The following is a 12,517-nucleotide window of genomic DNA, read 5'->3' as shown; positions in this document are numbered from 1 at the left end:
AGATTAAAGACCGAAAGCTTTGTCATCGCCGCGTTTGTCGGCTCCGGCTTCTAGTTTTCCGTCGGGGCGGACGAGAATTGCATCGACTTTTCCTATAACTGGCAGTTCCTGAACCGAAATTTTATAGCCTTTTTTGGTAAGCGAATCTTTTATGGCTTCAGAAAAACCATTCTTTTCAAAATTCACTACGTCAGGTAACCATTGGTGGTGAAAACGCGGCGCATTCACGGCTTCCTGCATGCTCATTTTATATTCGTAAACATTAAGGATGGTTTGTAAAACTGAAGTTATAATAGTTGAGCCGCCCGGCGTTCCTACAACCATAAATAACTTTCCGTCTTTTTCAACGATTGTCGGCGTCATTGAGCTGAGCATTCGTTTTTGTGGCGCAATGCTGTTGGCTTCTGCACCGACCAATCCGTAAGAATTCGGAACACCGGGTTTCGCGCTGAAATCATCCATTTCATTGTTGAAAAAGAAGCCGAGCTCGTCAGAATATAATTTCGAGCCGTATGCGCCATTTAAGGTTGTGGTTACTGCAACGGCATTTCCTTCTCCGTCAACAATCGAATAATGCGTGGTTTCATTGCTTTCTGAAATCGTAATTTCCCCGTGTGAAACAGCCGATGAAAGCGTGGCTTTTTCCCAATTAAAAGAGTTCATCCTTTTTAAAAGGTAATCTTTGTCAAGTAACTGTTTTTCAGTTATCTTAATAAAATCGGGGTCACCGAGAAAATAATTCCGGTCGGCATAAGCGCGGCGTTCGGCTTCGGTAATTACCTGAATGCTTTCTGCACTGTTATGCCCAAATTTTTCCAACGGATAAGGCGCGATCATCGTCATGATTTGTGCCAGTGTAATGCCTCCGCTTGACGGCGGCGACATCGAAAAAATCTTTAAATCTTTATATCGAAAAGCGATGGGTTTGCGCCATTTTACGTTATATTTAGCTAAATCTTCTAAAGTGATGATACCTCCTTTGCTTTGTAAAAACGCGACTAACTTTTTCGCGGTTTCTCCTCTGTAAAATTCTTTTTCGCCATTTTTCATGATGCGGCTCAAGGTGGTCGCCAAAGCGGGATATTTTATGGTGTCGCCGACTTTATAATTTTGAGCGTAAAGCGTTTGTTGGCCGCTGATCTGGGCGATGAGCTTGCTGTTGCGATTGATCTGCCCTAACTGATTTTCGGTAACGACAACGCCTTTTTCTGCCAATTCAACCACAGGCTGCATTAAAGTTTCGATTGAAAGTTTACCGTATTTTTTGTGTACGGCAAAGATTCCGGCGATTGTTCCGGGAACTGCGATTGCCAAAGCGCCATCCGTACTTAAATTAGGAATCACGTTACCATTTGCATCGAGGTACATGTCTTTTCCGGCTGCAAGCGGTGCTTTTTCACGATAATCGAGTGCGCCGGTTTCGCCATTCGCCTTGCGGAAAACCATAAATCCGCCGCCGCCGATATTGCCGGCATAAGGATAGGCAACAGCGAGTGCGAGTTCTGTGGCAAACATAGCATCAAAAGCATTACCGCCTTTTTTGAGGATTTCAACACCGATTTTCGAGGCTTCCTCACGTGCAGAAACGACCATGCCTTTATCAGCAATTACGCCGGTCTGTGCGTGTAGAATATTTACATACAAAAAGAAAAAGATGCAAATGAACGGAAGCAGTTTCTTCATATTACCTTCATTTTTTCAGCAACAAACTGGCGCAAATCTTCAAAGAAAGCAGTGAATTCTTGCTCAAATTCATTGTAATGTAATTTCAATTCCTCGCCCGAAAAACGCATTTTAGATTGGTTCGAAGTCCTGCTGTCCATTTGGGTGAGGATTCGTTCAATGCCATCGACTGTTGCATAACTTAACAGCCAGTTGTATTTGATCATATACGGCATCATGCCTTGCGTTTTTTCAGTCAGCCAATCGTGGTTCACTTCGAGCGACTTATAAAACCTGCCGATAAATTGCTCCAGCTTTTCGTCTGAATAATGGCTCCAGTTTTTGGCAAGGAAATGGTCGTAAAACACATCGACAATTACACCCGCATAATGGTGATAACGCTCGTGCAGTTTCTTGGTGCTTTCGCGGAAAACAGGATGCGCGTCTGTGTAAGTATCGATTTCACGATGCAGTAAAATCCCTTTTTGGGTGTCCTCAGGAAAAATCTCAAGATGCTTACCGCGTATGCCGTCTGCCATGAAATTCCCAATTTTCATAAGGTCATTATCGCCGGAAAGGTAAATGTGCGCGAGGAAATTCATAGGCTGTGAGGTTGCATAATCTCAAAGATACAAAGTTTCAGAGTTTATCGCCAACTTTTCGGCTTTACAAAAAACTTTGCTACTTTGCCGCTTTGTAACTTTGCCGCTCTTATATTTGCACAAACAATATAAATCACATGACACTCATAAAATCCATTTCGGGAATCCGCGGTACAATTGGCGGGAAAACGGGCGATAACCTTACGCCGGTTGATGCGGTAAAATTTGCTTCTGCTTATGGAACTTTCCTGAAAAACAATTCCACTAAAGAAAAATTAACGGTTGTAATCGGTCGTGACGCCCGTATCTCAGGCCCGATGATTCACAATCTCGTTGTAAATACGCTCATCGGATTAGGCATCAATGTAATCGATTTGGATTTATCAACAACACCAACCGTTGAAGTCGCTGTTCCGCTTGAAAAAGCCGACGGCGGAATCATCCTGACCGCTTCCCACAACCCGAAACAATGGAATGCACTGAAATTACTCAACGAAAAAGGTGAATTCCTAAGCGGTGCCGATGGTGCCAAAATTTTGGAAATTGCCGAAAGTGAAGCATTTGATTTTTCTGATGTGGATAATTTGGGTGAAATTACGGTCAACGACGCTTATATGGACATTCATATTGACGAAGTACTGAACCTGCCTTTGGTCGATGCCGAAGCTGTCAAAGCTGCGAAATTCAAGGTTGTGGTTGATGGCGTAAACTCCTCGGGCGGTATCATCATCCCGAAATTACTGGAACTGATGGGCGTTGAAGTCGTTAAATTATACTGCGAACCGAACGGCCATTTCCCGCACAATCCGGAGCCTTTGAAAGAGCATCTTACCGATATTTCCGAATTGGTTGTGAAAGAAAAAGCCGATTTGGGTGTAGTCGTAGATCCCGATGTTGACCGTTTGGCTTTTATCAGCGAAGACGGCGAAATGTTCGGCGAAGAATATACCTTGGTTGCCGTTGCCGATTATGTTTTAAGCAAAACGCCCGGCAATACGGTTTCGAATATGTCATCATCGAGAGCTTTGCGAGACGTCACCAATGCACACAACGGCAGTTATGAAGCAAGCGCGGTAGGCGAGGTGAACGTGGTCGAACTGATGAAGAAAAACAATGCTGTAATCGGTGGCGAGGGCAACGGCGGTATCATTTACCCGGAATTGCATTACGGACGTGACAGCCTTGTAGGCGTAGCATTATTCCTGACACATCTTGCGAATAAGAAAATGAAAGTCTCTGAATTGCGCGCTTCGTATCCGGAATATTTCATGAGCAAAAACAAGATTGAACTGACACCTCAGATTGACGTCGATGCGATTCTGGAAGCCATGACAAAAAAATATTCCAACGAAAATATCACTACGATTGACGGCGTAAAGATTGATTTTGCTGAAAACTGGGTGCATTTGAGAAAATCCAATACTGAGCCGATTATCCGTATTTATACCGAAGCGGCTACGCAGCAGCTTGCTGATGATCTAGCCTTGCGGATTATTGATGAGATTAAGGCTGTGGCTGGAATTTAATAAGACTTGCACCGTCAGTTCGAGTTTCAAAAGATTTGCGCCAGCTAATCTTTGTAGTATCGAGAACCTTCCTGCAATTCATCGTACAATCGTCCGAAACGTCATATTAATACGGGCGCGTTTTACCTTTTTACTTTTAGGAAGCTGGTGCGCCCAATGCGTTTGCGTTGCATCTTTCATTACCAAAAGGCTTCCGTTTTCAAGGATGATGGAAACGGTTTCTTTTGTGGTTTTGTGCTTGAACATGAATTTCCTTTCCGCACCAAGACTCAACGAAGCGATCACAGGATTCTTACCCAGAGGTTCTTCATTGTCACTATGCCATGAAAGGCCTTCGTCGCCGTCGTGGTAAAGATTCAAAAGGCAGGAGTTGAAACTTGTACCGGTAATTTCCTCGACTTTTTGCTTCAATTCTAACAATTCTGGAGTCCATGGATGCGCTTGTTTTGTGGTATTCGAATAAGTATATAAGAATTCGTTGTCACCATACCAGGCAATTTTTCGCTTGGTAACGATATGTTTTCCAAAAATGATCACTTCATCATTTTTGAAATTATCGTCCTGCATGAGCTTTTCGAAATAATGCTGCGCTTCCGCCGATTTTAAAACCGTTCCATAATAAAAAGCGGTGCCGTCATACGGAAGGATATTGCGCTCGATTTCCGGGTTGAATAAGTCCATATCCCAAAGTTACGCCACAGTCATTTATCGCGCAACGTTTTAAAAGAATTTTATACATTTATCACAGATATTTATGACATGAAGAAGATTGCGTTTTTATTGTTGGTTTTTCCATTGGGTGTTACTTATTCACAAGCATTTGAAAAACCGGATTATAAGAAAATCGAAACCGAAATTTCAGATTCCACAAGTGCATTTTTTTATCCGAAATTGATGAAAAGGCTTGCAGATAATGACATTTCACTAACTACAGATGAGTACAGGTACTTGTATTACGGTTATTTTTTCCAGCCGGAATATTCCTCCAATCCAAAACCGCCGGAGCAGGAAAAATTATTCAAATATTTCCAGTATGATAAATTAAACCCGGCAGATTACGACGAAATTATCAGGCTTTGTACGAACGCCATTAAAGCTTTTCCTTTCGACATCCGCGAAATGAATTTCCTGTCTTATGTCTACCAACTCAAAGGCGATAAGGAAATGGCGAAGAAAATCGCGCATACTTTTCAGGGATTGGTGTCCGCCATCAAATCATCCGGTAACGGCGATGCCTGCGAAACTGGTTTTCAGGTACTTACAGTCGGCCATGAATATGTATTGATGAGCATTTGGAATCTCGAGGTCACCACACCGGTTACAATGGCAAATTGCAATTACCTTATGGTTGAGAAAGGAAAATATAAATCCGCCGGAATTTATTTCAACATTGAAAAAATCCATGAGGTGGAGGCGAAGAGGAAATAGATTAAAATTCCAAAAAGCAAATCTGAATTCCCAGATAAGTTCCAAGCTTCTAAATTTCAAATGGAAGGCGTTTCAAAAATTGTATTTTGGATATTTTTGGGATTTATAATTTGAGATTTGGGATTTATTTTCGGAACGAAAATCACTATCTTTGAACCCACAAATTCATCCTTTATGATTGCAGCAGCACACACTTTAGATACGGCTTTAGAACAGTATTTTCAGCAGTTCAGGAAAAATATCATCGGCATCGATCAGGAGTTTGTGTCTCCTTTCGGCAAAAGAAAATCGTCTACACCGACTGGACCGCCAGCGGAAGACTTTACCGCCCGATTGAAGAAAAAATGATGAATGAGTTCGGCCTTTTCGTGGCCAATACGCATACGGAAACCACCGTTTCAGGAACAGCTATGACGTTAGCTTACCACCACGCGCGCCACATCATTAAAAAGCATGTCAATGCGAATGAAAATGATGTTCTGATTACCGATGGCACCGGAATGACAGGTGTCGTTAATAAATTCCAAAGGATATTAGGATTACGAATTCCTGAAAACCTTAAAGAATTTACCACGATTCCGGCAGAAAATAAGCCGATTGTGTTTATTTCCCACATGGAGCACCATTCCAACCAGACTTCATGGCTCGAAACAATTGCCGATGTAGAAGTGGTGCCTGCCTGTGAAAAAGGATTATTCTGCCTCGATAATTTTAAAGCGCTGATTGAAAAATACAAAGACCGGAAGATAAAGATAGCCTCGATTACGTCGTGTTCGAATGTGACCGGAATTAAGACGCCTTATTACGAAGTAGCAAAACTGATGCACCAGAACAACGGATTTTGTTTCGTAGATTTCGCCTGCTCCTGGACCGTACGTCGATATCGATATGCATCCGGAAGATGCGGAAAGTTACCTCGACGCAATTTTCTTTTCGCCGCATAAATTTCTCGGCTGGCCGGGAACTTCAGGGATTTTGGTATTCAATAAGAATTTATACAGAAATGCCGTTCCGGATAATCCGGGCGGAGGTACCGTCAGCTGGACGAATCCGTGGGGCGAGCACAAATACATCGACAGCATCGATGACCGCGAAGACGGCGGAACTCCGGGATTTCTTCAGGTAATTAAAACCGCTTTGGCGATTCAGCTCAAGGAAAAAATGGGCGTTGAAAATATTTTAAAAAGAGAACACGAAATCGTCGATTATGTTTTCAGTGAATTGGGCAACATCGACAATATCAAGATTCTCGCCAATCAGCACCAGCAAAGGCTTGGCGTGATTTCTTTTTACATCGATGATTTGCATTTCAATCTTGGCGTGAAATTACTCAACGACAGGTTCGGAATCCAGACGCGTGGCGGCTGCAGCTGTGCCGGAACTTACGGGCATTATCTGTTGCACGTCGATCAGGAGACTTCGCACCACCTCGTTTGCCAGATTGATTCGGGAGATTTGATCCAGAAACCGGGCTGGATCAGGATGTCAATCCATCCGACAACCACAAATGAAGAAATTCAATTCGTTTGTGAAAGCATTAAGCAATTGGCCGAAAATCACGAGGAATGGGCTGCAGATTACAATTACGATAAGTCTTCCAATGAATTCGCTTACAAAAACCATAATCCTGCAGAAAAGGAAATGGTCAGGAAATGGTTTTCTTAATTAAGAAACAACCTTTCTGTTCTTCTTTTTCCCGATATGTTTCCAGCGCTTGTGTGTCCAGAAATAATATTCAGGCGCTTCAAGGATCTGTTTTTCAACTTCCCTTAAATATTTGCTGGTGATATCGTAATCCGGAATTTCCTGCGGATTGTCAACCAACGGCATTATCGTCGCCTGGTAATAGCCGCGTTTCAATTTCACGACTTTACAGAAAAGGATGTTCATGTCGAGTTTTTTCGCGAGCATTTCGGCGCCGGTATAAACCGGGACTTCCAATCCCATGAAATTATCCCAATATTTCGCTTTCGTCAGTTGCGGCGACTGGTCACTCGCAAAACCATAAATCGCTTTTACGTTGTTGTCTTTGAGTTCCTGCATCAGTTCGATTGATTTTTTCGACTCAATCAATTCTGCATTAAGGCGGGAACGGATATCGCGCACCAGTTTGTCGAAATATTTGTTGCCGACTTCCTTATAAATCGCAATACTGCGGAAAGTCGTATATTTTGCCATCACCACAAGCCATTCCCAACTGGCATAATGCGCGCACATCAAAGCGATGCTTTTGCCTTTGGCTTCGTATTCGGTTACGAGCTCAATATTGGTGAAAGTAAACCTTTTCTTGATCTGCCTGTCAGAAATCGTCATCGTCTTGATCATCTCCAGAAACATATCGCACATGTGCTTGAAGAATTTCTTTTCTATGTCAAGTCTTTCTTTATCAGTAAGATGCGGAAGCGTGAGTTTAAGATTTTCACGAACTGTCTTCTTTCTGTAACCAAATACGCGATAAACCAGGAAGCAGACGAAATCAGAAAGTATATAAAGCAATCGGAAAGGTAATATTGACACTAACAGCAAGAGCGGGTAAGCCAATACAAAAACGAGTAACTGCATATAAGGGTTAAATTTGTGCAAATATACTTTTTATTCTTCGGATTTGCTTAATTTGTAGGGGCGTTAACATCATTTGCTTAAATTTGACCTATAATATTACAAATAAATCGAACAGCTTTCTATTGTACTGATTGTCATAATTGTCGCGAATGTCCTTGTTAGCATGAAAGGATTTGACGACATGTATTTTTTCAGGAAATACGAATTTCATATCGGCAGCATCCGCGCAGGCGAGCAATTCAGGATGATCACGTCAGGATTTCTGCATGCCGATGTGACGCATCTTGGGTTCAATATGCTGACATTGTACTGTTTCGCACCGGTTGTAATTGCGTACCTTGGCAGTTTTTCGTTCCTGCTGATTTACTTTGGAAGTTTGGTTTTCGGAAGCTTACTGACACTTTATTTCCATAAGAATGATTACAGTTACCGCGCCATTGGTGCTTCAGGTGCTGTAACCGGGATTTTATATGCTGCGATTTTGCTTTATCCTGATATGGAAGTTGGGATGTTTTTTATTCCGATAGGAATTCCCGGCTACCTTTTCGGATCATTTATCTGCTGTATTCTATTTACGGATTGAAAGCCAAAAGAGACAATATCGGGCACATGGCGCATTTTGGCGGAGCGATTGGCGGTTATGTGCTGACGCTCGCAAAAGAACCAATATTGTTCGAAACCAATCTTAATACTGTACTGATTCTAGCCATTCCGATTGTAATCCTTTTTGTATTGGAAAGAACCGGAAAGCTATAACTGGCACAGCTTTTGAAACGCACCCAATTATATTAACTTTAAAAATAAACAGACTATGAAATCGCCACTTAAACAAATTTGCGAAGCAAATACAAATGAAAAGTAAAGCGATACCATAGTTGACCTTTAAACAATTAAATTCAACAACTATGAAAAAATTATTTTTTGCTGTTGCCGTAATGTTTTCGGTAATAGCTAGCGCACAGGAATTTAAGCAAATTTCACTCGTAAATGTTTCAGGGGAAGGAAAAATCAAAGTTACCCGGATCAGGTTGCGATACAAATTGGCGTTAACTCCAAAGGCTCAAAAGCTGCCGATGTCAAAAAAGAAAACGACACGAAAATTGACGGAATTGTCAAATACATCAAAAAAATGGGTGTTGATGCGAAAGATTTCCAAACGACGCGTGTTTATCTGAATGACGAATACGATTATGACAAAAAGAAACACAATTACGTTGCAACGCAAACCATCAATATTTTAATAAAAGATTTGTCGAAATACGACGAAATGATGGAAGGACTTACCGATATAGGCGTCAACAACATTTCAGGAATCGAATTCAAATCTTCTAAAGAAGAATCGCTTAAGGCGAATGCACGCAAATTAGCGGTCATCAATGCCAAAGAAAAAGCAGAAGAATTGGTTGCTGCTGTCGGACAGAAAATAGGAAGAGCGTTCACCATTACCGACAATTCTCCTGTTGATTATCCACAGCCAAGATTTGCAGTTGCCATGATGAAAATGGCGGATGGCGTAGCCAATGATACTTTGGCGACTGGTGAGATTGAGATTACTGCTAATGTGAGTGTGAGTTTTGTATTAGAATAAGATACTCACAGTCTATTATAAAAATAAAAACCGAAGCACACGTAATGCTTCGGTTTTTTTAATGTAAGTGTGTCCCCGTCAGTTCGAGTTTCAAAAGATTTGCGATAAGCTAATCTTTGAAGTATCGAGAACTAAAGCTTCTCGATACAATTTCAGAAAAAAGCTAATCGCATTTTTTCTGAAATCACTGGAAGTGACGCCGTAGTCCGACAAAATATCAGGCACCATCTTCTTTAAAATCCACCGACAACGAATTCACACAATACCGCTGCCCGGTAGGAGTAGGCCATCGTCAAAAACATGTCCTAAATGCCCGCCGCAGTTCGCACAGACAATTTCTGTCCTTCTCATACCATGCGTATTGTCCTGAATATATTCCACTTTTCCCGGAATCGATTCATCAAAAGACGGCCACCCGCAATGCGCATCGAATTTAGAATTGCTTTCAAATAAAGGTTCGCCGCAGGCACCGCAGCAATACGTGCCTTTTTCATAATGCAAATTATATTTCCCTGAATGTGGGAATTCCGTGCCTTTCTGCCGTAAGATTTTATAACGTTCCAAACCCAGCTCTTCTTTCCACTGGTCTTCGGATTTTTCAACTTTATAACTCATAATATTTATTTTAGGGTTCAAGGTGTTAGGTTTAAGGTTCAGGGTGATTGGATTTCCGTTTAATGGTCAACCCTGAACCCTGCACCTCATACCCTGTACCAACATTTTACTTCGGAATAAACTTTATAGAAACAGAATTCGTGCAAAACCTTTTTCCGGTAGTCTCCGTCGGTCCGTCATCAAAAACGTGGCCCAAGTGACCGCCGCATTTCGCGCACATCACTTCCGTTCTCTGCATCCCGAAAGAAACGTCGGTTTTATAAATCACCGAGCCTTTTATTGCCTGGTCAAAAGACGGCCATCCGCACTCCGAGTTGAATTTCGCATCAGAACTAAACAGCGGATTCCCGCACGCGGCGCATACATATTTACCTTTTTCAAAAGTATTCCAGTATTCACCTGTGAAAGGGCGTTCGGTTTCCTTATTTCTTAAAACAGCGAATTGTTCGGGTGTGAGTTCTTTTCCCATTCAGCATCCGTTTTCTGCATTTGCGGAACGGTTGCATTTGCAGTCTTTTTTCTTCTTGCCCTTTGCAGGAAGTCAGTATTCCGAAGAGGGCGAATAATAATACAATCTTTTTCATTATTTAATTTTTTTATTTAATTAAGGCCCTTGACTGCGCTCGGGGTGACACATCATGCCTTCAAACTGATTTTAAATTAATTGAAAATTAAATTTTCAGCACAATTTTCAAGCTTGTACAATTTGTCACCCCGAGCGCAGTCGAGGGGCGTCGCTTGCACAATCAGGATTTAATAAAATCTACAGCCGCCGCAATCACTTTCTCGCTTCCCAAAATCTTGCGGTGCCCCAATCCATAAGTGATCATCAGTTCTCCTTTCTTAAGATGTCCTTTAATATGGTGTGCACATTTCACGGGAACTTCAAAGTCGTCATTGTCATGGATGACAAGTACCGGAATGTCGATTTCTTTTGCCGATAGATACGCAGAATAACTGTCCATGGTTTGCCCAAATTGCTTTTCGAAGTGGATGCGCATCCAATCGGAAACTTCCGGTTTCAGTTCGAGTTTGTGTATAAAATCATCCATGATGTCTTTGATGATATCGCCGCTTCCGATAGTAACGAGCTTATCAATTTTCAAGCCAAGCCGCATTGCGTTGAGTAAGGACATTCCGCCTAAAGAATGACCAACTGCCGCTTCAAACGGACCGTATTCTTTTTCGAGTTGTAAAATCGTGGCGATGAATTCAGGCATCAGCGTTGTCTTTCCCGGAGATTTCCCGTGTGCTGGAGCGTCAAAACTTACGGTCGAATAGCCTTCTTTCAAAAAAGCTTCAGCGATTTTGACCAATTGCGTGCCGCGCCCTGACCAGCCGTGGGAAAACAGGATCTTTTTCGGGCTTTCGCCAAATTCATAAACTACAACATCTTTATTTATCGAAGTAATTCGGATTGTCTTCTGCCTGCTTTTCGCATCCATTTCCGCTTCCCTTTTGGGAATCTTGTGTTTGAGCGGCGTAGTGAATAATTTCGACGCAAAAGCCGTTACCCATTTGTCTGAAATTGCCGCTAAAAATTTACCCGTAATCACTATTAACCTCGGAATTTTCAATGATTTCTCGGGTTTTTTAGCATTTGTTGCCATTTCGATAATTTTTTAAGCAAGTTATGACATTATACTTTTTTTACTAAATTTAGAAGTCATAAAAATAACATAAAATGCAAAACCAAACCAGGATTATCATAGAGAACGTAATGCCGCAGCTCGATAGCGGTGCTTATTTATAAAGCGGATTCCCGGACAGAAAGTCGTAGTGACCGCCGACGTTTTTTCAGACGGGCATGATGTGCTGGAGTGCAGCGTGAAGTTCAAACACGAAACCGACAAAAAATGGCAGGAAGTGCGCATGGCGCCAACCACCAACGACGAATGGACAGCCGAATTCACCGTAGAAAAGCAAGGATATTATACTTATTTCGTCGAAGGCTGGGTAGATTATGCGCTCAACTGGCAACACGGTACCGAACGTAAAATCCACGACAGCCAGTATGTAAAATCAGAATTGCTTGAAGGTGCAGAATATGTGAAAGCGGTGCAGAAACTCGCCGATGCTTCGGAGAAAGAATATTTGAAGAAAATCACGAAATATTTCACTACAGAAAAAGAATACGACAAAGCCATTCAGGAAGCCACTTCGGCGGAACTGACAACTATTTTCAAAAAATATCCGGTGCGTTTCCTTGAAAATAAATCAATCGATTTGCAGGTTTATGTCGACAGAAAAAAAGCGTTATTCAGCACCTGGTATGAATTTTTCCCGCGTTCCGCTTCTCAGGAAGACGGCAAACACGGCACTTTCAAAGACTGCGAGCGTTTGCTGCCAAGAGTCGCCGCAATGGGATTTGACACTTTGTATTTCCCGCCAATCCATCCAATCGGAGAAGTCAACAGGAAAGGGAAAAACAACGCTACAAATGCCGCAGATGGTGATGTGGGTTCGCCCTGGGAATCGGTTCACAATACGGCGGCCACAAAGCGACACATCCGGAATTAGGAACGATTGAAGAT

Annotated in this window: 10 protein-coding genes and 3 pseudogenes; 6 read left to right on the top strand and 7 right to left on the bottom strand. The window is 42.1% G+C overall.

All coding sequences use genetic code 11. From position 1 onward, the window contains the following. Positions 1-3: 3 nt before the first annotated feature. Together ggt and ACSLFW_RS15355 are read right to left on the bottom strand one after the other, a co-directional pair. Complete coding sequence (gene ggt, locus ACSLFW_RS15360) at positions 4-1,683, bottom strand: gamma-glutamyltransferase (RefSeq protein WP_436556491.1); 1,680 nt, start codon at positions 1,681-1,683, stop codon at positions 4-6. Continuing rightward, entirely contained in the window at positions 1,680-2,264 is a 585-nt protein-coding gene (locus tag ACSLFW_RS15355) for an ACP phosphodiesterase (RefSeq protein WP_436556490.1), read from the bottom strand. The genes ggt and ACSLFW_RS15355 overlap by 4 nt, the downstream gene beginning before the upstream one ends. A gap of 137 nt (positions 2,265-2,401) precedes the next feature. Between ACSLFW_RS15355 and glmM the strand changes: the two genes are divergently transcribed. Then, entirely contained in the window at positions 2,402-3,790 is a 1,389-nt protein-coding gene (glmM, locus tag ACSLFW_RS15350) for a phosphoglucosamine mutase (RefSeq protein ID WP_436556489.1), read from the top strand. A 78-nt stretch (positions 3,791-3,868) separates the two neighbouring features. Here glmM and ACSLFW_RS15345 read toward each other — a convergent pair whose 3' ends face one another. Continuing rightward, positions 3,869-4,471 carry an alpha-ketoglutarate-dependent dioxygenase AlkB family protein gene (locus tag ACSLFW_RS15345; RefSeq protein WP_436556488.1) on the bottom strand — a complete coding sequence of 201 codons (603 nt, stop codon included), beginning with the start codon at positions 4,469-4,471 and terminating at the stop codon, positions 3,869-3,871. 78 nt (positions 4,472-4,549) lie between these two features. Here ACSLFW_RS15345 and ACSLFW_RS15340 point away from each other — a divergent pair, with 78 nt between their 5' ends. Continuing rightward, positions 4,550-5,218, top strand: coding sequence for a DUF4919 domain-containing protein (locus tag ACSLFW_RS15340; protein ID WP_436556487.1), 669 nt, complete (start codon positions 4,550-4,552; stop codon positions 5,216-5,218). 174 nt (positions 5,219-5,392) lie between these two features. Beyond that, positions 5,393-6,883, top strand: a pseudogene (locus ACSLFW_RS15335) (aminotransferase class V-fold PLP-dependent enzyme). On the opposite strand, the gene ACSLFW_RS15330 reads toward ACSLFW_RS15335, so the two are convergent. Further along, positions 6,884-7,780: a lysophospholipid acyltransferase family protein gene (locus ACSLFW_RS15330; protein WP_436556486.1), complete on the bottom strand. Its 897-nt coding sequence runs from the start codon at positions 7,778-7,780 to the stop codon at positions 6,884-6,886. A gap of 163 nt (positions 7,781-7,943) precedes the next feature. Between ACSLFW_RS15330 and ACSLFW_RS15325 the strand changes: the two are divergent. Both ACSLFW_RS15325 and ACSLFW_RS15320 read left to right on the top strand, forming a co-directional pair. Then, a pseudogene (locus ACSLFW_RS15325) lies at positions 7,944-8,536 on the top strand (rhomboid family intramembrane serine protease). A gap of 277 nt (positions 8,537-8,813) precedes the next feature. Continuing rightward, positions 8,814-9,368, top strand: coding sequence for an SIMPL domain-containing protein (locus tag ACSLFW_RS15320; RefSeq protein ID WP_436557470.1), 555 nt, complete (start codon positions 8,814-8,816; stop codon positions 9,366-9,368). 217 nt (positions 9,369-9,585) lie between these two features. Here ACSLFW_RS15320 and msrB (ACSLFW_RS15315) read toward each other — a convergent pair. The 3 genes and pseudogenes from msrB (ACSLFW_RS15315) to ACSLFW_RS15305 form a co-directional block, all read right to left on the bottom strand. Then, a pseudogene (msrB, locus tag ACSLFW_RS15315) lies at positions 9,586-9,983 on the bottom strand (peptide-methionine (R)-S-oxide reductase MsrB). Between the two features lie 106 nt (positions 9,984-10,089). Further along, complete coding sequence (msrB, locus tag ACSLFW_RS15310) at positions 10,090-10,452, bottom strand: peptide-methionine (R)-S-oxide reductase MsrB (protein ID WP_436556485.1); 363 nt, start codon at positions 10,450-10,452, stop codon at positions 10,090-10,092. Positions 10,453-10,729: 277 nt separating this feature from the next. Continuing rightward, the gene (locus tag ACSLFW_RS15305; RefSeq protein WP_436556484.1) at positions 10,730-11,593 is read right to left on the bottom strand and encodes an alpha/beta fold hydrolase; all 864 of its coding nucleotides are present in this window, start codon (positions 11,591-11,593) and stop codon (positions 10,730-10,732) included. Between the two features lie 169 nt (positions 11,594-11,762). Between ACSLFW_RS15305 and ACSLFW_RS15300 the strand changes: the two genes are divergently transcribed. Next, positions 11,763-12,503 (top strand): maltotransferase domain-containing protein, encoded by a 741-nt coding sequence (locus tag ACSLFW_RS15300; RefSeq protein ID WP_436556483.1) that lies wholly within the window; start codon positions 11,763-11,765, stop codon positions 12,501-12,503. Positions 12,504-12,517: the final 14 nt, after the last annotated feature.

It is taken from the genome of Flavobacterium sp. 3HN19-14, from assembly GCF_051373205.1.
GTDB lineage: Bacteria > Bacteroidota > Bacteroidia > Flavobacteriales > Flavobacteriaceae > Flavobacterium.
Note: the sequence above shows the minus strand (reverse complement) of the source record. Positions and strands in the feature narration are given on the sequence as shown.